The sequence below is a fragment of the Pseudomonas iranensis genome (assembly GCF_014268585.2).
Classification (GTDB): domain Bacteria; phylum Pseudomonadota; class Gammaproteobacteria; order Pseudomonadales; family Pseudomonadaceae; genus Aquipseudomonas; species Aquipseudomonas iranensis.
Window position 1 is genome coordinate 1590108 of the sequence record NZ_CP077092.1, and the last position, 24391, is coordinate 1614498.

Annotated in this window: 22 protein-coding genes; 7 read left to right on the plus strand and 15 right to left on the minus strand. The window is 60.1% G+C overall.

The annotated features are described in order from the left end of the window. Window positions 1-49: 49 nt before the first annotated feature. Window positions 50-964 carry a LysR family transcriptional regulator gene (locus HU724_RS06990; protein WP_186568229.1) on the plus strand — a complete coding sequence of 305 codons (915 nt, stop codon included), beginning with the start codon at window positions 50-52 and terminating at the stop codon, window positions 962-964. Between the two features lie 110 nt (window positions 965-1074). On the opposite strand, the gene HU724_RS06995 is transcribed toward HU724_RS06990, so the two are convergent. From HU724_RS06995 to HU724_RS07035, 9 genes are all read right to left on the minus strand, one after another. Continuing rightward, on the minus strand, window positions 1075-1551 hold the full coding sequence (locus HU724_RS06995) for a DoxX family protein (protein WP_186568231.1): 477 nt from the start codon (window positions 1549-1551) through the stop codon (window positions 1075-1077). Continuing rightward, window positions 1548-2306, minus strand: coding sequence for an HvfC/BufC N-terminal domain-containing protein (locus HU724_RS07000; RefSeq protein WP_186568233.1), 759 nt, complete (start codon window positions 2304-2306; stop codon window positions 1548-1550). Before HU724_RS07000 ends, HU724_RS06995 begins: the two co-directional genes overlap by 4 nt. Next, window positions 2303-3190: an MNIO family bufferin maturase gene (gene bufB / locus HU724_RS07005; RefSeq protein WP_186568235.1), complete on the minus strand. Its 888-nt coding sequence runs from the start codon at window positions 3188-3190 to the stop codon at window positions 2303-2305. Before bufB ends, HU724_RS07000 begins: the two co-directional genes overlap by 4 nt. A gap of 25 nt (window positions 3191-3215) precedes the next feature. After that, entirely contained in the window at window positions 3216-3521 is a 306-nt protein-coding gene (locus HU724_RS07010; RefSeq protein WP_016771358.1) for a BufA1 family periplasmic bufferin-type metallophore, read from the minus strand. Window positions 3522-3812: 291 nt separating this feature from the next. After that, complete coding sequence (locus tag HU724_RS07015; protein ID WP_003222380.1) at window positions 3813-4514, minus strand: ABC transporter ATP-binding protein; 702 nt, start codon at window positions 4512-4514, stop codon at window positions 3813-3815. Then, window positions 4515-5282, minus strand: coding sequence for a high-affinity branched-chain amino acid ABC transporter ATP-binding protein LivG (livG, locus tag HU724_RS07020; protein ID WP_016771357.1), 768 nt, complete (start codon window positions 5280-5282; stop codon window positions 4515-4517). Then, the gene (locus HU724_RS07025; RefSeq protein WP_016771356.1) at window positions 5279-6535 is read right to left on the minus strand and encodes a high-affinity branched-chain amino acid ABC transporter permease LivM; all 1257 of its coding nucleotides are present in this window, start codon (window positions 6533-6535) and stop codon (window positions 5279-5281) included. The genes livG and HU724_RS07025 overlap by 4 nt, the downstream gene beginning before the upstream one ends. Beyond that, window positions 6532-7455, minus strand: a complete 924-nt coding sequence (livH, locus tag HU724_RS07030) for a high-affinity branched-chain amino acid ABC transporter permease LivH (RefSeq protein WP_016771355.1) — start codon at window positions 7453-7455, stop codon at window positions 6532-6534. Before livH ends, HU724_RS07025 begins: the two co-directional genes overlap by 4 nt. Window positions 7456-7684: 229 nt before the next feature. Continuing rightward, window positions 7685-8812, minus strand: a complete 1128-nt coding sequence (locus HU724_RS07035) for a branched-chain amino acid ABC transporter substrate-binding protein (protein ID WP_016771354.1) — start codon at window positions 8810-8812, stop codon at window positions 7685-7687. Window positions 8813-9163: 351 nt separating this feature from the next. Here HU724_RS07035 and HU724_RS07040 point away from each other — a divergent pair, with 351 nt between their 5' ends. Further along, complete coding sequence (locus HU724_RS07040; protein WP_016771353.1) at window positions 9164-9469, plus strand: DUF2288 domain-containing protein; 306 nt, start codon at window positions 9164-9166, stop codon at window positions 9467-9469. A gap of 283 nt (window positions 9470-9752) precedes the next feature. On the opposite strand, the gene HU724_RS07045 is transcribed toward HU724_RS07040, so the two are convergent. Continuing rightward, entirely contained in the window at window positions 9753-11951 is a 2199-nt protein-coding gene (locus HU724_RS07045; protein ID WP_076566290.1) for a hypothetical protein, read from the minus strand. Window positions 11952-12147: 196 nt separating this feature from the next. On the opposite strand from HU724_RS07045, the gene HU724_RS07050 reads away from it, so the two are divergent. After that, window positions 12148-13044, plus strand: a complete 897-nt coding sequence (locus HU724_RS07050) for an NAD(P)-dependent oxidoreductase (RefSeq protein WP_186568237.1) — start codon at window positions 12148-12150, stop codon at window positions 13042-13044. On the opposite strand, the gene HU724_RS07055 is transcribed toward HU724_RS07050, so the two are convergent. Beyond that, window positions 12935-15217 (minus strand): putative bifunctional diguanylate cyclase/phosphodiesterase, encoded by a 2283-nt coding sequence (locus HU724_RS07055; RefSeq protein ID WP_186568239.1) that lies wholly within the window; start codon window positions 15215-15217, stop codon window positions 12935-12937. The genes HU724_RS07050 and HU724_RS07055 overlap by 110 nt on opposite strands. A 150-nt stretch (window positions 15218-15367) precedes the next feature. After that, the gene (locus tag HU724_RS07060; RefSeq protein ID WP_125925258.1) at window positions 15368-15736 is read right to left on the minus strand and encodes a YkgJ family cysteine cluster protein; all 369 of its coding nucleotides are present in this window, start codon (window positions 15734-15736) and stop codon (window positions 15368-15370) included. Between the two features lie 301 nt (window positions 15737-16037). On the opposite strand from HU724_RS07060, the gene HU724_RS07065 reads away from it, so the two are divergent. Then, the gene (locus tag HU724_RS07065; RefSeq protein ID WP_073475856.1) at window positions 16038-17387 is read left to right on the plus strand and encodes a spinster family MFS transporter; all 1350 of its coding nucleotides are present in this window, start codon (window positions 16038-16040) and stop codon (window positions 17385-17387) included. 192 nt (window positions 17388-17579) lie between these two features. Here HU724_RS07065 and rapA read toward each other — a convergent pair whose 3' ends face one another. Next, the gene (gene rapA / locus HU724_RS07070) at window positions 17580-20426 is read right to left on the minus strand and encodes an RNA polymerase-associated protein RapA (RefSeq protein ID WP_186568241.1); all 2847 of its coding nucleotides are present in this window, start codon (window positions 20424-20426) and stop codon (window positions 17580-17582) included. Window positions 20427-20678: 252 nt separating this feature from the next. Between rapA and HU724_RS07075 the strand changes: the two genes are divergently transcribed. The 3 genes from HU724_RS07075 (at window position 20679) to ccoM (ending at window position 21544) form a co-directional block, all read left to right on the plus strand. Then, window positions 20679-21020, plus strand: coding sequence for a hypothetical protein (locus HU724_RS07075; RefSeq protein ID WP_024011931.1), 342 nt, complete (start codon window positions 20679-20681; stop codon window positions 21018-21020). A gap of 94 nt (window positions 21021-21114) precedes the next feature. Beyond that, window positions 21115-21276 carry a hypothetical protein gene (locus HU724_RS07080; protein WP_016771347.1) on the plus strand — a complete coding sequence of 54 codons (162 nt, stop codon included), beginning with the start codon at window positions 21115-21117 and terminating at the stop codon, window positions 21274-21276. Between the two features lie 154 nt (window positions 21277-21430). Beyond that, window positions 21431-21544, plus strand: a complete 114-nt coding sequence (gene ccoM, locus HU724_RS27770; protein WP_016771346.1) for a cytochrome c oxidase subunit CcoM — start codon at window positions 21431-21433, stop codon at window positions 21542-21544. Window positions 21545-22290: 746 nt separating this feature from the next. Here the strand turns inward: ccoM and HU724_RS07085 are convergent. Both HU724_RS07085 and HU724_RS07090 read right to left on the minus strand, forming a co-directional pair. Further along, complete coding sequence (locus HU724_RS07085; RefSeq protein WP_016771345.1) at window positions 22291-23766, minus strand: inorganic phosphate transporter; 1476 nt, start codon at window positions 23764-23766, stop codon at window positions 22291-22293. Between the two features lie 370 nt (window positions 23767-24136). After that, window positions 24137-24337: a hypothetical protein gene (locus HU724_RS07090; RefSeq protein WP_008080067.1), complete on the minus strand. Its 201-nt coding sequence runs from the start codon at window positions 24335-24337 to the stop codon at window positions 24137-24139. Window positions 24338-24391 lie beyond the last annotated feature (54 nt).

The following is a 24391-nucleotide window of genomic DNA, read 5'->3' on the forward strand; positions in this document are numbered from 1 at the left end:
GGATAAGCGCACTAATAGGCAACCTTTGGTTTTCAAATGGAAACAATCCTTGAGCGAAATGGATGACCTTGCTGCATTCGCCGTGCTGATCGAGGCCGGCAGTTTTACCCTCGCCGCGCAGCAGTTGGGCTGCAGCAAGGGCCAGTTGTCCAAGCGCATCAGCCAGCTCGAAGCGCAGTTCGGTGTGGTATTGCTGCAACGCACCACCCGGCGCTTGAGTCTGACGGCGGCAGGGGCGGCGTTGCTGCCGCAGGCTCAGGCTCTGGTGGTTCAGGTCGAACGCGCGCGGCAGGCTTTGGCGCGTTTGAAGGACGACATGGCCGGTCCCGTGCGCATGACGGTTCCGGTGTCGCTCGGCGAAACCTTCTTCGATGGCTTGCTTCTGGAGTTTTCCGGGCAATACCCGGAGGTGCAGATCGAGTTGGAGCTGAACAATAGCTATCGCGATCTGGCCCGCGATGGCTTTGATCTGGCGATTCGTGCCGAAGTGGCCAATGACGATCGGCTGGTGGCCAAGCCGCTGTTGGCGTGGCACGAAATGACCTGCGCCAGCCCAGCCTACCTCGAGCGCTTCGGCGAGCCGGCGACGCCGCAGTCACTGGCTGAGCATCGTTGCCTGCTCAACAGCCATTACAGCGGCCGCGAAGAATGGCTGTATCACCAGCAGCATGAGTTGTTGCGGGTGCGGGTTTCGGGTCCGTTTGCCAGCAATCACTACAGCCTGTTGAAGAAAGCAGCGCTGTCCGGTGCCGGCATCGCCCGTTTGCCGTCGTATCTCCTGCAAACGGAACTGGCTGACGGCCGCTTGCGCTGGTTGCTGCGCGATTACCAGACCCGACGCATGCCGATGTATCTGGTGCACCCGTATCAGGGTGGATTACCGAAACGCACGCAGGTGCTCGCGGATTATCTGATGGGCTGGTTCAAGCGCAGTGGCGAGGCGCTGGATCGACTCCAGCGCTGATGTGATTTCCGTGTGGGAGCGAGCCTGCTCGCGAATGCGTCAGCTCAGTCGATATCGATGTTGAATGACACACCGCTTTCGCGAGCAGGCTCGCTCCCACAGGGGGGATCTTATTTTGCGAATCGGCGGGCAATCAGCTGATCAATCGACAACCTGCCCGGCCCGGTCGCCATCAAATACAGCAACACCGCCGCCCAAGTGCCATGGGTCGGGTAGGCATCCGGATAGACAAACAGTTGGATAGTCAGGGTCATGCCCAGCAGCGCCAGCGCCGAAAACCGTGTGGCGAAGCCGAGCAGAATCAACAGCGGAAACAGATGCTCGGCAAAAGCCGCCAGATGCGCGGCAATTTCCGGCGACAACAGCGGCAGGTCGTACTCGCTCTGAAACAGCGGAATCGTCGAGTCGGCCAAGCGTGGCCAGCCCAGTTCAAAGGTGCCGTCAATCAAATCCACGGCCAGTCCTTCGACCTTGGTTTGCCCGGATTTCCAGAACACCGCAGCGATGGAAAAACGCGCGATGAAGGCAATCAGGCTGTGCGGGATTTTTTCGAACAGCGCGATGACGCGCAGGATAAAAGCCTTCATGGCAACTCCTTGTAATTCAGACGGGTAATCGCGTTATGCGCAATCAGTAAGGCGAGGGTTTGGGCGAGATCGAACGGCGGGCTGTTTTCTGCCGCCGCGAGCAGTGGCGAGCCCTGGAGCAGATGACCAATGAACACGCTCGCACCCGCCTCAAGAGCGAACACCTCAACGTCGAGACCATTGCGCAGCACCAGGGCATGCTGGCCTTGATTCAGGCCAATGCCCGCCAGAGTTGGCTCCTGCTGATGCGCGGCCCAGATCGCCACGACCGCAAAAGCAGAGTCGAGCAGGTGCAGCGAGGGATGCAGTTCGAAACACAGTCCACTCAGCGACTGCGGATCGGCCAGCGCGGCACTGACTTGTTCAGGCCGGATCGGCTGCGCATCGGCGGCGTGGTAGGCGACAGTGCGCAAGTGCTCGAGTCGCGCGACATCAGCCACATAAGGCACGCCGGCAATGGGTTCGAATTGTGCGATGAAGTCGGCGAAGTGCTCGCCATAGCGGCTCATCAACGGACTGTGTGGCGGCTGACTCTGGACGAAAATCGCCGCCATGGCGCGGAAGAATTCTTCGCCGACCAACTGCTGCACCACCGGATAGCTGTCGGCCAGGGCATTGATCAGCGAGCTCTGCACGTTGTTGCGATAGACCGCAAAACGCCGCGACGGATCAGCGCCATTGCGGCTGCACAGGCCCTTGGGATACGGCAGTTGCGCATTGAGCAGGGCGGCGGCGAAGTCCGCTTGCGTGCTCATGCCGCACGCTCCGCGCGGCGCAACAGAGTCTCGGCTTGCTGCGCTTCGGCGAGCAAAACGTCGAAGGCCGGCACCTGGTTATCGCGTTCGATCAGCGTCGCCACCGGGCCGATACGTTGCAGCACTTGCCGGTACAGATCCCAGACGGCCTGATCAATAGGCGCGCCGTGATCGTCAATCAGCAAGCGATCGCCGAGGTTGTCGCAATCTTCAGCGAAGCCGGCCAGATGAATCTCGCCGACCGCGTGCAGCGGTAACGCATCGAGGTAGGCCAAAGGATTGCGCTGATGGTTTATGCACGACACGTAGACATTGTTGACGTCGAGCAACAAGCCGCAGCCGCTGCGGCGGATCACTTCGGCGATGAACTCGGCCTCGTCGATCGTCGAGTGCTCAAATCCCAGATAGGTCGCCGGGTTCTCCAGCAGCATCGGTCGTTTCAGGGTGTTCTGCACCTGGTCGATGTGCGCACAGACGCGGTTCAGTGTCGGCGTGTCGTAAGCCAGTGGCAGCAGGTCATTGAGGAACACCGGGCCGTGGCTCGACCACGCCAGATGTTCGGAAAAGGCTTGCGGTTGATAGCGCTCGATCAGCTCGGCGAGGCGTTTGAGGTGCTGGCCGTCCAGCGGGCCTTCGCCACCGATCGACAGGCCCACGCCGTGCAATGACAGCGGGTACTGTTGGCGAATCAGACCGAGAAAATGATGAAAAGGGCCGCCGGCCACCATGTAGTTTTCGGCGTGGACCTCGAAGAAACCGAGGTCCGGTACGGAGCCGAGCACTTCGAGGAAGTGCCCGGTCTTGAGCCCCAGCCCGGCGCGGGCAGGGAGCTCGGTGCGAGCTGCCTGAGTGCGCGGCAGGGACGGTTCGTGATGACTGAACATGGGCGTCACTCAGGCAGGCCGTGGATCAGGACTTGGCTTTGAAGGCTTCGAGCTGACCGAAACCGGTCGGCGAGGTTTTGCTTTCGGTGGTGGCGCAGGTGCCTTTCGGAACGAGCTTCCAGGCGTTGGCCTGGTAGTCCATTTTCGCCGTGCCGGCGCAGGTAGTCCCGGCACCTGCGGCGCAATCGTTCTTGCCCTTCATGGCCACGCCGAAGCATTTTTCCATGTTGGCATCGGCGGCTTGGGCGGTGGAGACAGTGGCGATGCTCAGAGCGGAACCGAGGGCCAGAACCAGGGCGGTAGCGGACAGGGTACGGGTAGTCGCAGTCATGATGTTTCTCCAGTTTTTATCAGGGTTTCTGCAAGCGGTTTGCGCTTGCTTGTCCCTCTAGAGAACGGGTGGGGGGATGCGTTACAGGCGGGGCGAGAAATTTATGAAAAATTTCGGATTCAGCGGTATCCCGGTGGGAGCGAGCCTGCTCGCGAAGGCGGTGTGTCAGGCACCCATAATGTTGAATGACAGAGCGCTTCGCGAGCAGGCTCGCTCCCACAGGGTTACCTTGGTGGTACTCAGGAAATAAAAAAACGGCCCGAAGGCCGTTTTTTTGTGCAGCGATAACACTCAACCACCGAGATACGCCTCGCGTACTTTCGGGTCGGTCAGCAGCGCTTCACCGGTGCCTTGCATGACCACGCGGCCGTTCTCCAGAACGTAGGCGCGGTCGGCGATTTTCAGCGCCTGGTTGGCGTTCTGCTCGACCAGGAACACCGTCACACCGTCCTTGCGCAGCTGTTCGATGATGTCGAAGATCTGCTGGATGATGATCGGCGCCAGACCCAGCGACGGCTCGTCGAGCAGCAGCAGCTTGGGCTTGCTCATCAGCGCACGGCCGATGGCGAGCATTTGCTGTTCGCCGCCGGACATGGTGCCGCCGCGCTGGTTGAAGCGTTCTTTCAGGCGTGGGAAAAGTCCGAGAACCTTGTCCATCTGTTCCTGATAGTCGCCCTTGTCGGTGAAAAATCCGCCCATCGACAGGTTTTCTTCAACGGTCAGACGGGCAAACACCCGACGCCCTTCCGGGACCACGGCGATGCTCTTGCGCATGATCTGCGACGAGTCCTGGCCGACCAGTTCCTCACCCATGTAGCGGATGCTGCCGCTGTGCGCCTGCGGCGAACCGCAGAGTGTCATCAGCAGCGTGGATTTGCCGGCACCGTTGGCGCCGATCAGCGTCACGATCTCGCCCTGACGGACTTCGACGTTGACGCTGTGCAGGGCCTGGATCTTGCCGTAGAAGGTGGAAACGTTTTCGAACTGCAGCATTTACGCTTCCCCCAGGTAGGCTTTGATCACTTCAGGATTGTCGCGGATCTGTTCCGGCGTGCCGTCGGCCAGCGGCGTGCCCTGGTTGATCACGACGATGTGGTCGGAAATGCTCATGACCAGTTTCATGTCGTGTTCAATCAGCAGCACGGTGACGTTGTGCTCTTCGCGCAACACACCGATCAGCGCCTTGAGGTCTTCGGTTTCCTTCGGGTTCAGGCCGGCGGCCGGTTCGTCGAGCATGAGAATCCGCGGGCGGGTCATCATGCAGCGGGCGATTTCCAGACGCCGTTGCTGGCCGTAGGCGAGGGTGCCGGCGGTGCGGTTGGCGAACTCTTTGAGATTGACCTTTTCCAGCCAGTACTCGGCAAATTCCATGGCCTCGCGCTCGCTTTTGCGGAACGCCGGGGTCTTGAACAGGCCGGACAGGAAGTTGGTGTTCAAGTGACGGTGCTGGGCGATCAACAGGTTCTCGACGGCAGTCATGTCCTTGAACAAACGCACGTTCTGGAAGGTCCGCACCACGCCTTTGAGGGCGATCTTGTGGCCCGGCAGGCCCTGGATCGGCTCGCCGTCGAGCAGGATGCTGCCGCCGGTAGGCTGATAGAAGCCGGTCAGGCAGTTGAACACGGTGGTCTTGCCGGCGCCGTTCGGGCCGATCAGGGCAACCACCTGCTTTTCCTTGACGGTCAGCGCCACGCCGTTGACCGCGAGCAAGCCGCCGAAGCGCATGCTCAGATTTTCGACTTTAAGGATCTCGCGGCTCATTTGCGCAACTCCATGTGTGGGCGTTGCATCGGCAGCAGACCTTGTGGACGCCAGATCATCATCAGCACCATCAGCGCACCGAACATCAACATGCGGTACTCGCTGAACTCACGCATCATTTCCGGCAACAGGATCATCACGATCGCCGCCAGAATCACGCCCAGTTGCGAGCCCATGCCACCCAATACGACGATGGCGAGGATGATCGCCGACTCGATGAAGGTGAACGACTCGGGCGTCACCAGGCCCTGACGCGCGGCGAAGAAGCTGCCGGCGAAACCGGCGAACGCAGCACCTAGGGTGAAGGCGGAGAGCTTGATCACGGTCGGGTTCAGGCCCAGCGCACGGCAGGCAATTTCGTCTTCACGCAACGCTTCCCACGCACGGCCGATCGGCATGCGCAGCAGACGGTTGATCACGAACAGCGCGGCCAGTGCGAGCAACAGCGCAACCAGGTAAAGGAAGATCACCTTGTTGATCGAGTTGTATTGCAGGCCGAAATACTCGTGGAACGTCTGCAGGCCTTCGGCGGCTTTGCGCTCGAAGGTCAGGCCGAAGAACGTCGGTTTTTCGATGTTGCTGATGCCGTTCGGGCCACCGGTGATATCGGTCAGGTTACGCAGGAACAGACGGATGATTTCGCCGAAACCCAAGGTCACGATCGCCAGATAGTCGCCGCGCAGACGCAACACCGGGAAGCCCAGCAGGAAGCCGAACGTCGCCGCCATCAGGCCGGCAATCGGCAGGCAGATCCAGAAGCTCAAGCCGTAGTAATGCGACAGCAGCGCGTAGCTATAGGCGCCGACGGCGTAGAAACCGACGTAGCCCAGGTCAAGCAGACCGGCCAGACCGACCACGATGTTCAGGCCCAGGCCGAGCATCACGTAGATCAGGATCAGCGTTGCGATATCCACCGCGCCACGGGAGCCGAAGAACGGCCAGACCAGGGCGATCAGAATCAGCGCAATGATGAAATAGCGCTGGGTGGTTGGCAGGGTCAGGAAGTTGCTGGCCTTGGCCGGGATCAACGGCATGCCCGGCGAGGAGCGCCAGGCCTTGCTGATCTGCTGGTTGAACAGCACGCGCAAGAACATCAGCACCGAGCAGATCGCGATGGTCGCGAGTACCGCAGGGCTGGTGTTGTGCACTTCCAGATTGATGCCGACGATGGTCAGTTTCAGACCGAGTACCGGGTAGGCCACCGCCCACACCAGCAAGGCACTGAACAGTGCCTGTTTAAGATTCCTAGTCATACTTTCTCAACCTCCGGACGGCCCAGAATGCCGGTCGGACGGAACAACAGCACCAGAACCAGCAGGCCGAACGCAACGACGTCCTTGTACTGGTCGCCGAAGATATCGGCACCGAACGCTTCCGCTACACCGAGCACCAGGCCGCCGAGCATTGCCCCGGGGATGCTGCCGATGCCGCCCAGTACCGCAGCGGTGAAGGCCTTGAGGCCGACGAGGAAACCAGCGTTGGGGTTGATCACGCCGTATTGCATGCTCAGCAGCACTGCGGCAACGGCGGCCAGCGCAGCACCGATGACGAAGGTCAGGGCGATGATGTTGTTGGTATTGATGCCGAGCAGGTTGGCCATCTTGATGTCCTCGGCACAGGCGCGGCAGGCGCGGCCCAGACGGGAACGGGAGATGAACAGGGTCAGGCCGAGCATGGCGATCAGGGTCACCACAAACACCACGATCTGCATGTAGGAAATCAGCACTTCTTGTGCGCCACCCGGACCGAAGGCGAAGTTGCCCGGGATCAGGTTGGGGATAGCTTTGTCCTTGGAGTCTTGCGCCAGCAGAACGGTGTTCTGCAGGAAGATCGACATACCGATGGCAGAAATCAGCGGGATCAGACGGTTGCTGCCGCGCAGGGGGCGGTAGGCGATCCGTTCGATGCTGTAACCGTAGGAACTGGTGACGACGATGCTGGCGATGAACGCCGCGGTCATCAACAGCGGGACACTGTCGAGTCCCATCATGGTCAGCCCGGCGATGGCGATGAAGGCCACGTAGGAACCGATCATGTACACCTCGCCGTGGGCGAAGTTGATCATTCCAATGATGCCGTAGACCATCGTGTAGCCGATGGCGATCAGGGCATACATGCTGCCAACGTTGAGGCCGTTAACCAGCTGTTGGAAGAAGTGATAGAGGTCAGGCATTACAGCGCTCCTAAAAACCTGTACGCATTTCACTGGTGGAGTCATTTTCCCGCCCGGCCCCGTGGATCTCTATCCACTTCGAATCCGGGTTTTGCCAGCGAACCGCTGATGACGGTTTTGAGATTTTCAGGTGGGTCGACTGGCGGATCACGCCAGCGCGGCCCATACATTCGCAAAACAAAGCCCACGGCACGCCGTGGGCTTTATTGGCAGTCAGTCGGGCAAGGCCTTACTGAGGCGAAACTTCGGTTTTAGGTTTGCCGTTGTGCCACTCGTACACGACAAATTTGAAGTCCTTCAGGTCGCCCTTGTCGTCGAAGCTCAGGTCGCCGGTCGGGGTCTTGAACGAACCGGCGTGGATGGCTTCAGCCACTTTGGTCGCGTCTTCGGACTTGGCCGCCTTGATGCCTTCGGCAATCACGGTCACTGCCGAGTAGGACGGGAACACGAACGGACCGCTCGGATCTTCCTTCTTGGCTTTGAACGCGTCAGCCAGGGCAACGTTGGCCGGATCCTGGTCGAAGGATTTCGGCAGGGTCACCAGCAGGCCTTCGGACGCGTCCTTGGCGATCTGGGTGATCGAGTCGTTACCCACGCCTTCCGGACCCATGAAGCGGGCTTTCAGGCCTTTTTCCTGAGCCTGACGCAGAATCAGACCCAGCTCCGGGTGGTAGCCGCCGTAGTAGACGAAGTCGACGCCGGCTTGCTTGAGCTTGGCGATGATGGCGGAGAAGTCCTTGTCGCCAGCGTTGACGCCTTCGAAGACGGCAACCTTGGTGCCTTTCTTCTCGAGGGTCGATTTCACGGCGGTGGCGATGCCTTCACCGTACTGCTGTTTGTCGTGCAGCACGCCAACCACTTTCGGTTTCACGTGATCGGCGATGTAGTTGCCGGCGGCAGGGCCCTGGGCGCTGTCGAGACCGATGGTGCGGAAGATCATTTTGTAGCCACGGGCGGTGATATCCGGGCTGGTGGCAGCCGGGGTGATCATGATCACGCCTTCGTCTTCGTAGATGTCCGAAGCTGGCTGAGTGGAGCTGGAGCACAGGTGACCGACCACGAACTTGACGCCGTCGTTGACGACCTTGTTCGCTACCGCTACCGCTTGTTTCGGATCGCAGGCATCGTCGTATTCAACGGCTTCGAGTTTCTTGCCGTCGACGCCGCCCTTGGCGTTGATCTGCTCGATGGCCATTTTCGCGCCACTGAACTGCATGTCGCCGTACTGGGCTACTGGACCGGTTTTAGGACCGGCGATACCGATTTTGATGGTGTCAGCTGCGAACGAATGGCTGGCAACCCCGGCCAGAACCATAGCGGCAAACAGTTTGGAAATCTGCTTAGTAGCCTTAGTCATAGTGCTCCACTCTTACTGTTGTATTTTTTAGAGTTCTGGCGCCGTAGCAGCAGAACCGGGTCAGATATCTTTGCGATACCCTCCGGAAAATGCCCCGGCAACTGTACCGGTACAGTGTAGAGCGCCGCTTGATCAACTGGGAAGCGGGCGCCACGGGGCAAAACTTGGGGGTGTCGCATTTTTGAATGAAAGAGACAGAATTGCGGCGGGGCAATCGGGGGCATATATCCCAAAAGGCAGCATTCCCTGGCGTTCCTGCTCTTTTCGTTCGGTGCAGCGATTTGCAACCGGGTTTTTCTGACGGACCACCGACGTTATCATTCGCGTCGATTTCTTTTCCGGACAGCTCCCATGAATCAAGAACCTAGCACCCTCTATGCCAAGCTGCTTGGTGAAACGGCATCTATTACCTGGAAAGAGCTGGAGCCGTTCTTCGCCAAGGGTGCCCTATTGTGGGTCGACCCTGACCTGGATTTGATCGCCGCCGCCGAGGCCGTGGCTTCGGATGAAGGCGAGAAAGTCGCGGCCTGGCTGGCCGACGACAAGGTCGCCAAGCTGTCTGAAACGCGGGCACTGGATATTTTCGAACGTGATCCGCAGCTGTGGGCCGTGGTGGTTTCGCCGTGGATTCTGATCCAGGAAAGGGCGGCCGTTTAATTGCCCGCACCCTTTTGGTGCCTCGATTGCCGCGCCGCAAGTGTGTAGCGGAGTAGCGTGATGGCACCTTGCCGTGGAGAAATGCCACGCCTCACGGTGACGTAAACGTAACGGGAACAGTTTATGGAGCGGCCTGAGGGTCGCTTAATTGTTTCTGGATGTTCGTAAAGCTGAATTTGTCGGTGAAGTCGAGGGCGCCTTCGCGAGCAGGCTCGCTCCCACCTTGGAATGCACTTTCCTGTGGGAGCGAGCCTGCTCGCGAATGGGGCGACTCGCTGCTGGATCAGACCGAGTAAGTCTTCCCGGTATGGTTATTCAGCGAAATCACCTTGGTCTTGCCAATCCGGTGGCGGTAGATCTCGCGCAGGTACTTGATCGACTTCTTCACGCAATCGCGTGACAGGCGAATGTCATTGATCGAGACGAACTTGTCCTTGTCGTTGATCAACTCACGGTATTTCTTTTCGTACATCGGTTTGATCGCGTACCAGTTGGTATCGAGGATCTTCGCCGGGTTTTCGAATTCGTTGAGCAGGTCGTCGATCCGCTCCTCGTCGAAGTCTTCCTGAATGATGAAGTCGAGAATCGAGTTATCCAGCGTCTCGTCGAAACGGTACGGATTCTTCGCGAAGCAGCGCTTGATGAACGCCACGATCAGTGTGAGGAAGTCGTCCGACAGGCACGGGCTCTTGGCGATCAGGGTGGTCAGCGACAGGTTGGCCGAAGCGCCGATCACCAGCGCGTAACGCTTGAGCGTGGTGTTGGGGAACAGGCTGTTGAGGTGGGTCTTCAACCGGTTCAGGTCCATGTACGACAGTTTGTAGTCTTTCGGCAGCGAGACGATCGACACCACCGACGAGCAATTCTTGAAAAAGTGCAAATCGTGCAGCGCGGCGGCGTCGTAGCCGGAATTCTTGTACTGCTCAAGCGAAGCGCGATAACGCTTGGATTCAATCGGCAGCAGGCTGATGCCTTCGATGGCCTGAGTGACCTTGTTGAAGTGCGGCAGGTCGATCGAACGGAAGAACAGGTCGTCGATGTTCAGGCGTTGCGGCTCTTTATCGAAGACCTTGAACTTGTCGCTGCTCGGCGGTGGGGTTTCCGGGACTACCGATTCGGCGTAGGCAATCGCCACCGGGCCGGCCAGACTCATGAACAGGTCGTTGGCATCCAGGCGGATGGTTTCGCCGATGTCGATGCCGGCGCGGCGGAAGTAGTTCTGGTCGTAGTCAGTGGTGACTGCCTGCGCCGTCAGAATATTGAAGATCTGCTGCGAGATGTACTGGTTGGCGTGTTTCTCCATGGCATTGACATCAATGTTCTGGATATTGCCGTCATCGCTTTCTTCGGCGTAACGCATGATGTCGTTGGAGATCAGCATCATCGCGTTCCACGGGCGGATACGCCCCATCACGCTGGCTTCGCTGCTGTCTTCGTTGGCGAAGTTGTAGGAGAAATCCCATTCCTCCGACAGGTATTTGCACAGCAGGCGCCCGGCGTTGATGTGCAGCGCCTCGGACATTTCGCTGCGGTGGTCGGAAATGTTCGGCAGCACGCAGATGCCGCTGGTGAAGATCGGCTCGAAGACAAACGAATGACCGCTCTTGCCGTCATGCTCGTCCATCGGCTTGGTGTCGAAGGTCTTGTTCATGTACGAGTGCTGCTGGGCTAGACCGAACTCCGAGGCCATGCCCGAACCGGTACCGCCGCCGGCACTGAAGATCGAGAAATACAGGCGCGACTGGTTGGCCTTGATCCCGCAGCTGTCGATCAGGTACGAGTGGATCATTTTCCAGTCGGGACTGGAGAAGCGCTGGGTGTCCTTGTTGAGGATGATTTTCGCCAGGTACTGGCCGAGGATCGGCGCGTTACCGGCGCCACCGGCGTGGACTTCGGACAAGTCCATGATCTTCATTTTGCTGTAGTCGCGCAGGAAGCCGCTTTTCTCGCCCTTGCGCGAGAAACGGATGCGCCCGGCGATGTCCTTGTCGAGGTCGCCGAGCATCACCAGCGGTTCGACCAGAAACACCGGTTTGGTCGATTTGCTGGTGCCGATGCGCAGGTTGTTCTTGATCCACTGCGCCGGGCTGTAGCCCTTGTCGGCCAGACGCCGGTCGGTCGGGCGGTCTTCGTTGTTGAATTCGTTGAGGTAGAACTTGCGCGCGTTGTACACCAGCTCCGCCACGTCGAGGGCGATGTTGGAGCCGCAGCGACCGAGGCCGATCAGGCACACCGAGGGGAATTCCTGGTCGTTGTGCTGCTCGTTGTCGCCTTCCTGATGCGCCGGGCGCGGGAACACCGAATCGCGCAGGCCGTCGAGGTTATCGAGGATGCGGTCGGTGTTGGTCTCGGTGAAGTACAAGTATTGCTGGGTCGACAGCGGGCGCGAAGGCGGCGTCGGTCTGGATAATGACGCGCTGTTCGCGGCGGGGCTCAGGGTCAGATCGGCTGTTGCACTGGCGGGGTTGTTTTTAGAGGTCATGGTGCGCCATTTACCTGGACTGGATTGGCCCGCCGAACAGTGCCGGCGAACCTCACGGAATAAGATCTCGCGTCTTGTGTGCGCGAATACGGCCCGGGCGTCGTAGTGCTGGCTGATCTGATCGCCGGGCGGAATCCTTTCCTGATCGTTGATGAATCGGCCATGATTCGGTGATCTTTAATCGAAAAGAGGCGAAATGATGTCAACGCTACCTTCGTTGGGGTTTGCCGGAATCGGCCTGATGGGCCTGCCCATGTGCCGGCGTCTGCTGGCGGCGGGTTATCCGCTGACGGTGTGGAACCGCAACCCGGACAAGTGTGCACCGCTGGTTGCGGCCGGCGCCCGCCAGGTATCGAGCCCGGCTGACCTGTGCGCACACGCCGACATCGTCATGCTGTGTCTGGCCGACACTGCCGTGGTGCGTGAGGTGGTGTTTGGCGCTGGCGGCGTTGCCAAAGGTGCGAAAAACGGCCAGCTATTGGTGGATTTCTCCAGTCTTGAACCGACCGCCACTCGCGAAATGGCCGCAGCGCTGGCCGAGAAAAGCGGCATGGGCTGGCTTGACTCCCCGGTTTCCGGCGGCGTGGGCGGCGCCGACGCTGGCAGTCTGGCGATCATGGTCGGTGGTGCAGCGGCAGATCTTGAGCGCGTACGCCCGGTGCTGCTCAGCCTCGGTCAGCGCGTCACGCACATGGGCGGCGTCGGTGCTGGCCAGGTCACCAAGGCCTGCAACCAGATGATTGTCGCCTGCAATGCGCTGGTGATTGCCGAAGTGGTGGCGTTGGCCGAACAGGCCGGGGTCGATGCCAGCCTGATCGCCGAGGCGCTGGCCGGTGGTTTTGCCGATTCCAAACCGTTGCAGATCCTTGCTCCGCAAATGGCCGAGAGCCGTTTCGAACCGATCAAGTGGCATGTGCGCACGCTGCTCAAGGATCTCGACACAGCGGTGAAATTTTCCCGCGAGCAGGGCTCGGCGACGCCGATCAGCGGATTGGCCGCACAATTGATGCGCCTGCATGGGGCGCAAGGCTTTTTAGCGAAGGATCCAGCGACGCTGGTGCAAATGTATCGCGCGCCAGACTCAACGGATTGACCCCGAGCACGGGTTTGCGCTGGTTGATTTCATCGAGCACCGCGCGTAATTCGTCCAGCGGCACCGGGCGGCTGAGCAGATAACCCTGAATGAAGTCGCAGCCCGAACGCTCGAGAAACTCGTATTGCTCCAGGCTCTCGACGCCCTCGGTGACCACCTGCAGATGCAGGGTGTGAGCCATGACGATGATCGCCTGGACGATCTCCATGTCCGCCGTAGCGGTGGGGATGTCGAGGATGAACGAGCGGTCGATTTTCAGGGTGTTCAGCGGCAGACGCTTGAGGTAGGCCAGCGACGAATAGCCGGTGCCGAAATCATCGATCGACAGCGACACACCGAGGGCGCGGATCTGCCGCAGCAGCACCAGAGTGTTGGCGATGTTGCCCATCAAGGCGTTTTCGGTGACCTCCAGTTCCAGGCGTTCCGGCGCCACACCGGCGGTGCGCAAGGCGTGTTCGATCTCCTCGGCCAGCTCCTCGCGCGCCAGATTCAGCGGCGAGCAGTTCCAGGCGATTTTCAATTCGGCACAACCATGCCGCGACAGCTCGCCAAGATCCTTGCAGGCGCGGCGCAACACCCAGTTGTCCAGTTCGGCGATCAAACCGTTGTTCTCGGCAATACTGATGAAGCGATCCGGGGTGAGCAAACCGTGAACCGGATGCTGCCAGCGAATCAACGCTTCGAGCTTGGTCACGCGACCGGTTTTTACTTCGAAGATCGGCTGGTAATAGAGCATCAGCGCGTGGTCTTGCCGTAGCGCACTGCGCAGTTCTTCTTCCAGTTGCAGCTCGAAACTGGCGCGGGTCTTCAGGCTGGAATTGAAGAAATGCAGACCGTTGCGCCCGGCGCCTTTGGATTGGTACAAGGCCAGGTCGGCGTGTTTGAGCAGCTCTTCGCAAGTGGTGCCGTCTTCGGGAAACAGGCTGATGCCGATGCTGGTGGTCATCACCATGCGCCGGCCGGCCAGTTCGATCGGCTCTTTCATCTTGTGCATGATGCGCTGCGCCATACCGCGCGCCTCTTCGCGGTCACGCAGGCTGATGAGTATGCAGAATTCGTCGCCGCCGAACCGCGCGACCACGTCTTCATGGCTGCGCACCGAGCTTTTGATGTGCTGGGCGATGACTTTGAGCAGCGCGTCGCCGGCGTCATGGCCAAGGCTGTCGTTGATGCGCTTGAAGTGGTCAATGTCGAGAAACATCACCGCGAGCATGCCGCCCTCGCTGGTTTTCTGGCTGAGCTTCTCGGCGAACATCTGGTTGAAACCACGGCGGTTGATCAGGTTGGTCAGCGCGTCGTAATTGGCCGCTTGCTGCAAAGACATGCGCGCCTGATCGAGTTGGCTGAGCAGGGCGTTGAGCCGGCGCAGGTCGTTTTCCTTGTTCTGCAGCTTTTTGTCGGCGAGGGCGGCGCTGATCGCACTGCCGAGAATCAACAGGATGATCAGCGCTACGGTCAGGCCCAGTTGCAGATGGCCGGTGTCGCCACCGCTCGCTGCCAGAGCGCCTTCTGGAAGCACCAGATCCAGCGCAGCCATGCCGGTGAAGTGCATGCTGATAATGCCGGCGCCGAGAATCAGCGCCGCGCTGTACTTGAGCAATTGATGCGCGACGCCGCTGCCTTCGCTGAGATAGCGCGCCACCCACAGCGCGGTGAAACTGGCGCCGATGGCAATCAGCACCGACAGCGCGAACAGCCCTGGCTGATAGTAGGCGGTGGCGCTCGACTTCATCGCGGCCATGCCGACGTAATGCATGCCAGCGATGCCCAAACCGATGACACACGCGGTCTTCAGGCAATGCAACGCGCTCGGCTGCACCTCACTGAGGGTGTGCATGGCCAGCCAAGAGGCGAGCAGGGCGATCAGCAACGACAGGAGGGTAATGCCGAGGTCGTACTGAATATCGATGGGGGTCTGGAAGGCCAGCATGCCGATGAAGTGCATGGCCCAGATGCCGCCGGCCAGGCAGGTCGCGCCGATCCAGCGCCAGATTCGCCGCGACCCCGGATCTTCGGCATGCACCAGGCGCTCTGCCATGTCCAGGGTGGCGAAGCTCGCTGCACAGGCGACCAGATAGGCCACCATCACCAGCAGAGGATTGTGACTGCAATCAAGGAGAATCTGCCCGCTCGCCGGCAGCTCGGCAACAAACTGCAAACCAAGCCACTCCATAGCATGCCCCGTCTCGGATTCATCTGGCCCGTGCGTCAATCAACGCAGGCGAATGAAAGCAGTATAGAGGCGGTTTCCCGGCTGCAAGCCGTAGTGGCACATTGGTGGTAATGATTTTGCCATTAGGCTCATAGCGATTCGCGCTAACGCTCAGGCAATGCGCTCCAGCGGCAGGTCGTTCCAGTGTGGCGGCAAGGGTGGCAGGCCGTGGGCGGCGCGGGCCTTGTCGCAGTCGGGATTGTGCTCGCCGTTCTCCCACGACGCCTCGAACTCGCGGCAGGTGCTCGAGCGCTTGTCATAGATCGTGCAGGCCACAGCGCTGCCGACCTCACCCGCCAGCGACATGCAACGCGCCGGTTTGCGATCGGTGCCGATCATTGCCACCCGGCTCGGAGTGATCTGCGCGACCAGTTCATCGGGCACCGTCCCGCCAGCGGATGAGCACTCACCCCAGAAAAAAGACACGCGAAAGTGGGAACAGCAGGCACCGCAATTCAGACACGGACTGGCTTCGGACATGGGCGGGGGTATCAAAGGGATTGATCGGAAGATCCGGACGGATCCGGCGGCCATTCTAGGCTTTGCCATGGCGTTGGGAAGGGGGGCGCGAAACTATTTTTTTGTCGCCGGATTTTGCCGCGAAAGCCCCGTATGGCGGGGGATTCCAGACTTATCAAGGGCTTACGTTTCGTTACAGTGCGATGGGTCGATATCAGGCTGACGAATGATGACAGACAGCCCCCGTGCGGCTGACTAGATTGCAGGTTCCGGGCTCGACGCGCTGGCAGTGAAGCCCTCATAACAATAAAGAGACGGACCCATGCAGAACTCGACCCAAGCGGCGAATGCCTGGCGCATTCTGTTCCTGCTGTTCCTCGCCAACCTGTTCAATTTCTTCGATCGCACCATCCCGGCGATCATCATCGAACCGATCCGCATGGAATGGCACCTCAGCGACTTTCAGCTGGGCATCATCGGCACTGCGTTCACCATTGTTTACGCGATTGCCGGCCTGCCACTCGGGCGCATGGCCGACACCGGTTCACGCAGCAAGCTGATGGGCTGGGGCCTGGCGACCTGGAGTGCGCTGACTGCGGTCAACGGCATGGTCGGCAGTTTCTGGAGTTTCCTCATCGTGCGCATGGGCATCGGCATCGGCGAAGCCAGTTACGCACCAGCGGCCAACTCGCTGATCGGCGATCTGTTTCCCGCACACCGTCGGGCGCGGGCGATGGGTATTTTCATGCTTGGCCTGCCGCTGGGGCTGCTGCTGGCGTTCTTCACCATCGGCGCGATGGTCAAGGCGTTCGACAGCTGGCGCGCGCCGTTCTTCATCGCTGCCGTGCCGGGGCTGATCCTCGCGGTGTTCATGTTCTTCATCAAAGAGCCGAAACGCGGAGCGGCTGAAACCGTGCAGGTCTCGCAAGAGAAAGTCGACAAACCGATCCGCCGCGTCCTCGCCGTGCCGACCTTCCTGTGGCTGGTGATGGCCGGGCTGTGCTTCAACTTCGCGACCTATGCCTGCAACTCGTTTCTGGTGCCGATGCTGCAGCGCTATTTCCTCATGCCGTTGCAGGAGGCGGCGGTGGCCACCGGTGTCATCGTTGGCGTGACGGGATTGGTCGGGCTGACCCTTGGCGGCTGGATCGCCGACAAGATTCATCAGCGCTTCGCCAGTGGGCGGCTGTTGTTTGCCGCGTTCAGCCTGATCATTTCAACGTTGTGCACAGCCTGGGCGCTGCATGCCGGGCGCATCGAGATCGGTGTGTTCGTCGCGGTATTCAGCGTCGGCTGGCTGTTCGCCTACAACTTCTATACCTGCGTGTACACGGCAATTCAGGACGTCGTCGAACCGCGCCTGCGGGCCACGGCGATGGCGTTGTTCTTTGCCGGTCTGTATCTGCTCGGCGGCGGGTTGGGGCCAGTGGTGGTGGGTGGGCTGTCGGATCACTTCGCGCACACGGCGATGCTGGCGGCGGGGGCTGAGCAGATGACCGAAGCGTTCAAGGCTGTCGGCCTGCATGACGCGATGTACCTGATCCCGGTGGCGCTGTTCCTGACGATGGTCTTTCTGTTTCTGGCATCGCGGTGTTTTGTTCGCGATGCACAGCGGATGAAGGAGGGATTGGTGGCGGTGGTTGAGCCAGAAATTTCTGCGGCGACTGCCTGACCGTTTTCGCGAGCAGGCTCGCTCCCACATGATCGTTCCCACGCTCTGCGTGGGAATGCCTCAAGGGACGCTCTGCGTTCCAGCTTCGGTAGGGACGCGGAGCGTCCCGGGCTGCATTCCCACGCAGAGCGTGGGAACGATCGGCCCGCATCACTGCGGGCCTCTTGGTTTTCAGCGGTGGAGCAGGGCGGTTTAACCCGCCACCAGCACCCGAATCGCTTCCAGGCGCAACGCCGCTTTGTCGAGCATTGCCAGACCCTGCTCACGCTGAGTGCGCAACGCCTCCAGTTCGCTGTCACGCACGGTCGGGTTGACCGCTTGCAACGCGGTCAGGCGCGCCAGTTCTTCGTCAGTGTCGGCGGCCAGACGACGGCGCGCTTCGGCCACACGCTCGGCGTGACGCGGGGCGATCTTTTCTTCGCCGGCGTTGATCCGTGGCGTCAATTGATCGCGCTGGGCCTGGATGAACTTGTTGGCGCTGGCCCGTGGCACGCTTTCCAGCTGATCGTTGAGGGTTTCGAACGACACCCGTGGCGACAGGTCATTACCATTGGCATCGAGCAGGCAACGCAGCGCCGCCGGTGGCAGGTAGCGACCCAGTTGCAGCGAGCGCGGTGCGACCACTTCGCTGACGTACAGCAATTCCAGCAACACGGTGCCCGGCTTCAGCGCCTTGTTCTTGATCAGCGCGACGGCGGTGTTGCCCATCGAACCGGACAGCACCAGGTCCATGCCGCCCTGCACCATAGGGTGTTCCCAGGTGATGAACTGCATGTCTTCGCGCGACAGCGCCTGATTGCGGTCGTAGGTGATGGTCACGCCTTCGTCGTCGCCCAGCGGGAAACTGGCGTCGAGCATCTTCTCGCTCGGCTTGAGGATCAGAGCGTTTTCCGAATGGTCTTCGCTGTCGATGCCGAAGGCGTCGAACAGGGTTTCCATGTAGATCGGCAGGGCGAACTGGTCGTCCTGCTCGAGGATCGCTTCTACCAGCGCTTCACCTTCGCCAGCGCCGCCGGAATTCAATTCCAGCAAACGGTCGCGGCCGGTGTGCAGCTCGGCTTCGAGACGCTCACGCTCGGCCCGTGCTTCGTCGATCAGCGCTTGCCACTCGCCGTCATCGGCTTCTTCGAGCAGCGGCAGCAGGCGTGGGCCGAACTGATGCTGCAAGGCGTTGCCGGTCGGGCAGGTGTTGAGGAAGGCGTTGAGCGCTTCGTGGTACCACTGGAACAGGCGCTGTTGCGGGCTGGTTTCCAGGTATGGCACGTGCAGTTCGATGATGTGCTTCTGGCCGATCCGGTCAAGACGGCCGATGCGCTGTTCGAGCAGGTCCGGGTGCGACGGCAGATCGAACAGCACCAGGTGGTGAGCGAACTGGAAGTTGCGACCCTCACTGCCGATCTCCGAGCAGATCAGCACCTGCGCGCCGAATTCTTCGTCGGCGAAGTAGGCGGCGGCGCGGTCACGCTCGAGGATGTTCATGCCTTCGTGGAACACCGTGGCCGGGATGCCGGAACGCACGCGCAACGCGTCTTCCAGGTCCATCGCGGTTTCGGCGTGGGCGCAGATCACCAGCACTTTGGTGCGCTTGAGCATTTTCAGCTGATCGATCAGCCACTCGACGCGCGGGTCGAATTTCCACCAGCGCTCTTCTTCGCTGGCGTCCGGCTGGGCCTGGAAGCTGACTTCCGGGTACAGCTCGGCGTGTTCGCCCAGCGGCAGTTCGAGGTATTCGTCCGGGCACGGCAGCGGGTATGGATGCAGTTTTCGCTCCGGGAAACCCTGCACAGCGGCGCGGGTGTTGCGGAACAGCACGCGGCCGGTGCCGTGGCGATCAAGCAGTTCACGGACGAGGCGGGCGCTGGCTTCAGTATCGCCATCGTTGACGGCGGTGAGCAGGGCTTCGCCTTCATTGCCGAGGAAACCGTGAATGGTCTTGTGCGCCTCGGCGGAGAGACGGCCCTTGTCGAGCAGTTCCTGCACCGCTTCGGCCACAGGGCGATAGTTGTCGCTCTCGGCGCGGAACGCGGCCAGGTCGTGGAAACGATTCGGGTCAAGCAGGCGCAGACGGGCGAAGTGGCTGTCCTGACCGAGTTGTTCCGGGGTGGCGGTGAGCAGCAGCACGCCGGGAATCACTTCGGCCAGTTGCTCGACCAGCGAGTATTCCGCGCTGGCCTTGTCTTCATGCCAGACCAGGTGGTGCGCTTCGTCGACCACCATCAGGTCCCAACCAGCGGCGAACAAGGCGTCCTGTGCCTTCTCGTCGTCGACCAGCCACTCCAGCGCGACCAGCGCCAGTTGCGTGTCTTCGAACGGGTTGGTGGCATCGCTTTCGATAAAGCGTTCTTCGTCGAACAGCGCGACCTGCAGATTGAAACGGCGGCGCATCTCCACCAGCCACTGATGCTGGAGGTTTTCCGGGACCAGAATCAGCACGCGATTGGCGCGGCCCGAGAGCAGCTGGCGGTGGATGACCAGACCGGCTTCGATGGTCTTACCCAGACCCACTTCGTCCGCCAGCAATACACGCGGGGCGATACGGTCGGCGACTTCGCGGGCGATGTGCAACTGGTGCGCGATCGGTTGCGCACGCACGCCACCCAAGCCCCACAGCGAGGACTGCAACTGGCGGCTGGTGTGTTCAAGAGTGTTGTAGCGCAGGGAGAACCACGGCAGCGGGTCGATCTGTCCGGCGAACAGGCGGTCGCTGGCCAGACGGAACTGAATGAAGTTCGACAGCTGGGTTTCCGGCAGCGTGACGACCTCGTTCTGCCCGTTGAGGCCGTGATAGACCATCAGCCCGTCGACGTCGTCGACCTGCTGCACGGTCATCTTCCAGCCTTCGAAATGGGTGATGGAGTCGCCCGGCGAAAACCGCACGCGGGTCAGGGGCGCATTCCGTAGCGCGTACTGGCGGGTTTCGCCAGTGGCCGGGTAAAGCACGGTCAGCAAGCGGCCGTCCTGTGCCAGAACGGTGCCTAAACCAAGCTCTGCTTCGCTGTCACTGATCCAGCGTTGCCCCGGTTGATACTGCTGCGCCATGCTGCCTGACTCCCACCTTGAAAAAGCGGGCTATCTTAACGGAATGCGACCCTGAGGCCAAAGAAATACTGGGGTAGGAGCTGCCGCAGGCTGCGATCTTTTGATCTGTGGGAACACTTCGGTTTTGCGTTGTCCCATAAGAGATCGCAGCCTTCGGCAGCTCCAACAGGTGCCAAGCGCATCACAAGTTTGCGACAGGCGGCTCAAGGCGCCTGCACCCCAGCCGATAGCCTGCAGACAGGAGACCTTTATATGTTGCCACCGATGCTCCCCTTGAGCGCCGTGCCGATCACTTCCCAGCAGGATCCGATCCGCCAGCGGCCGGACATCCCGCCAGTGGTGCCGGTGCAGGAAAGCTCCAACGAAAGCACGATCGATCTGCAGAAGCGTGATCCGGAAGAGGATCGTCTGCTGGCGCGCGAAGAACAGCGTCGTCAGCAGGAACGTGACCGCCGACGCCGCGAGGCGGATGAGGATCCTGAAGAGCATCTGGCCGTGCCGGGTACCGAGTTGAACGCCGACAACACCGTGCCAGTGGTGCCGTTGATAGATGATCAGCCGCGTCAGGGGCTGTGGGTCGATATCGAGATTTGAGCAGTGACTGGTCAGCGCCTGCGCCAAGCGGCATGATTGGCGCAATCCTGTCGGTGACGGCAGCTGTGATCTCTTCTGCGATGTGCCGGACGCCATGAGCCAAGACGACAAACTGATCGACCTCAGCACTGAACGCGCCAAGCGTGTGCATGACCTCAACGAAAAGCGCCTGAACGAAGTGCGTCAGGCTTTCGAGCAGGCGATGCCGTTGGGAAAAGCCAAGAAAAAGTCGAAGAACAAGCCGAAAAAGCGTTGATCTCCCGCTGCATTGGTTGATGCAGGTCAGTTATTTCCCCTCCTTTATTTCCCTTCGTTGCGGATATTGATCCTGGTCAATATGTGCGCCTGTGTGTTTGTTAATTTGAGTCCATCGCAGCAAAGCAAAGCAAAGCAGGGCCGGGAGGTCAGTCATGTTTTTCGATAACGTGGTGTTTGCCGGGGTTCTCACGGTGGGGCTTATGGTGCTGTTTTTTGCAGGGTTTGGATTTTTTATCTGGAAGGATGCGCATAAGCGGCGCAAGTGAGTTCTTCTGGATTTGATGGGCACGCAAGGCATTTTGGGGCGACTTCGGTTGCCCCTTTTTTTTGTGCCTTGGCGGCCTTTTGGCCGACTAGGCTGTTGGGGTTTTGGGTGAATATCCGTTGCTTCGGGTGTGGCGGCTGGCGGTTTCGCCCTTACGGCGAGTCACTTTTTCAGACGCCAAAAAGTAACCAAAACGCTAGCTCCTGCGTTCGGCCCTCGCAGGCTCGGGTCCCTTCGCTCCGGGACTGATCCGGGCGCAGCGGCTCCGGTTTGCTTCGCTGCACCTCCTTCCGCTGTGTCTGGCTGCGCCAGACGGTCGCTGCGCTCCCACCCCCGGATCAATCCCTCCGCTCAGCCTTCCGACGTCGCCTGTGAATCAAGATCAAAAGCGGTACTCGAGCTTGCGCTCATTGTTTTGAGTGGTGAAAAGCGTGTGATCTGCTTTGGATCTGTGTTGGATTCGCCCCTCATCGGAACGCCGCCCGCCCAGCCCTCTCCCCGAGGAGAGGGAGCTGATTTGTGTGCTTTTCAAATCCTGAGTTCAACTCGGAATTTCACATCGACGTAACTCGCTCAAACACCTCGGTCAGTTCCCTCTCCCTCCGGGAGAGGGCTAGGGTGAGGGGCTCTTGATCTGGCTTTTGCTTTGGCTTTTGATCTTTTGCCCCTTCGGCAGACTTCCTACCCCCAATAACAAAAAAGGCGTGATCCTCACGAATCACGCCTTTTCCAATCAACAGCTAACGATCAACTACCCAAAGCCTTCGAAGCCAACCAGAACAACCCGGCCGACAGCGCCACGGTCGCCGGCAGGGTCAACACCCAGGCCAGCAGAATAGTCTTCACCGTGCCACCCTGCAGGCCGCTTTTGTTAGCAACCATGGTCCCGGCCACACCCGAAGACAACACATGAGTGGTCGACACTGGCAGGCTGAAGATGTTGGCCATGCCGATCAGACTGGCGGTGGTGATCTGCGCCGACATGCCCTGGGAATAGGTCATGCCTTGCTTGCCGATCTTCTCGCCAATGGTCAGCACTACGCGCTTCCAGCCGACCATGGTGCCCAGGCCCAGTGCCAGGGCGACCGCCAGAATCACCCAGAACGGGGCGTATTCAGTGGTGGTGGTCAGATCTTTGCGCAGCTTGTCGAGGTCAGCCTTTTCACGGGCTTCGAGGCCTGGCAGCTTGCCGACTTTCTTCGCCGTGTCGTCCAGGCAGAGCAGGTAGCGACGCACTTCGATGCGGCTGTCCGACGACAGCGAATGGTAGTCCGCTACACCTTTAAGGGTGTGCAGCAGGGCGGTGATGGTCGGTTCGGTCTGCTGCGGGTTGCAGCGGAATTTTTCCGGCAGGTCGCCTTCCACGCTCTTGCCCAGGGCTAGGAACTCACCCAGCGAATCGGCGTTGCGCTGGTAGAACTGGCTCAGGTGCAGGGTCGCGTCGCGGGTGCGTTCGATCTGGTAGGTGGTGCTGTTCAGATCGAGTACGAACTGCGCCGGGACGATACCGATCAGCACCAGCATGATCAGGCCGATGCCTTTCTGGCCATCGTTGGAACCGTGCACGAAGCTCACGGCCATGGCCGAGATCACCAGGACCAGGCGGTTCCAGAACGGCGGGTGTTTTTTGTCGTCGATCTTGCGGCGCTGTTCCGGCGTCTTGTGCATCTTCGACAGCGGGCGCCACCATTTCAGGCCGATCAGCACCAGCGCGGCGATGAGGAAGCCGGCCATCGGCGAGAACACCAGCGAGGCGCCGATGTCGATCGCTTTCTGCCAGTTCACGCCATCTCTCAACGGAATGTCGTTGATCAGTGCGTTGGCCAGGCCGACACCGAGGATCGAGCCGATCAGGGTGTGCGAGCTGGAAGCCGGGATACCGAAGTACCAGGTGCCCAGGTTCCAGGCGATTGCCGCGGCGAGCAACGAGAACACCATCGCCAGGCCATGGCCGGTGTTCACATTGATCAGCAGTTCAACCGGCAGCAAGTGGACGATGGCATACGCCACGCCAACGCCGCCCAGCAGCACGCCGAGGAAATTGAACACACCGGAAAAGAACACCGCCAGGTGTGGCGGCATGGCTTTGGTGTAGATAACAGTGGCTACCGCGTTAGCGGTGTCATGAAATCCATTGATGAACTCGAAGGCGAGGACAAACGTCAGGGCGAGCAAGAGGCTCACAAGCACCCAAGCATCCAGTCCGCTGAATAAATCGATCATGAAGGTTTTCTGACCCGGTCGTAAGGGGGCGCGATTATGCCAGAAAAGACAGGAAATCGATGCCCCGTCTGCTCACTGGTCACACCCTTCTTCGATTTAATTTGTTGCAGGGCGTGAAAACCAAGCAGCACGCAGGGTTTTTCAACTCTTTGATTTTATTGAAAAAAGAAGATTTTTAAGCCAATTTTTCTGATATCTCAAAGGCTCAAACGCTTGTCTGAAATATCTCTGAAACCTGTGGGACGCTCGTTCATAAGCCGCAGAACAGCGATGCAGCCGCTGCCCGCGGTTAGCGGGCGCGCGAGGTGTCGTCTTCCACCGCGCTGTGGCTCAGGCGGACGCCGACTTTCGAATGCTCAATCGCCGTGGCTCATGGCTCTTCGGCTTTGAGTTCCTTTTCGATCTTTTCGATTTCCTGCTTGAACACCTGATCCTGAACAGTAGGGCGCTTGCGCCATGCCTTGCGTTCCGGTTCCGGCTGAGCGGCGTAGGTGGTGACTTCCCCGCCGTAAACTTCCTTGTAACGTTGTTCCTGGCGCTCTAGTTCCGCGCGCAGTTCGTCTTTTGTCACGGTGCTACCTGTATGAGTTGAATTGAATATCCGGTGAAACACACTGCAACGAGT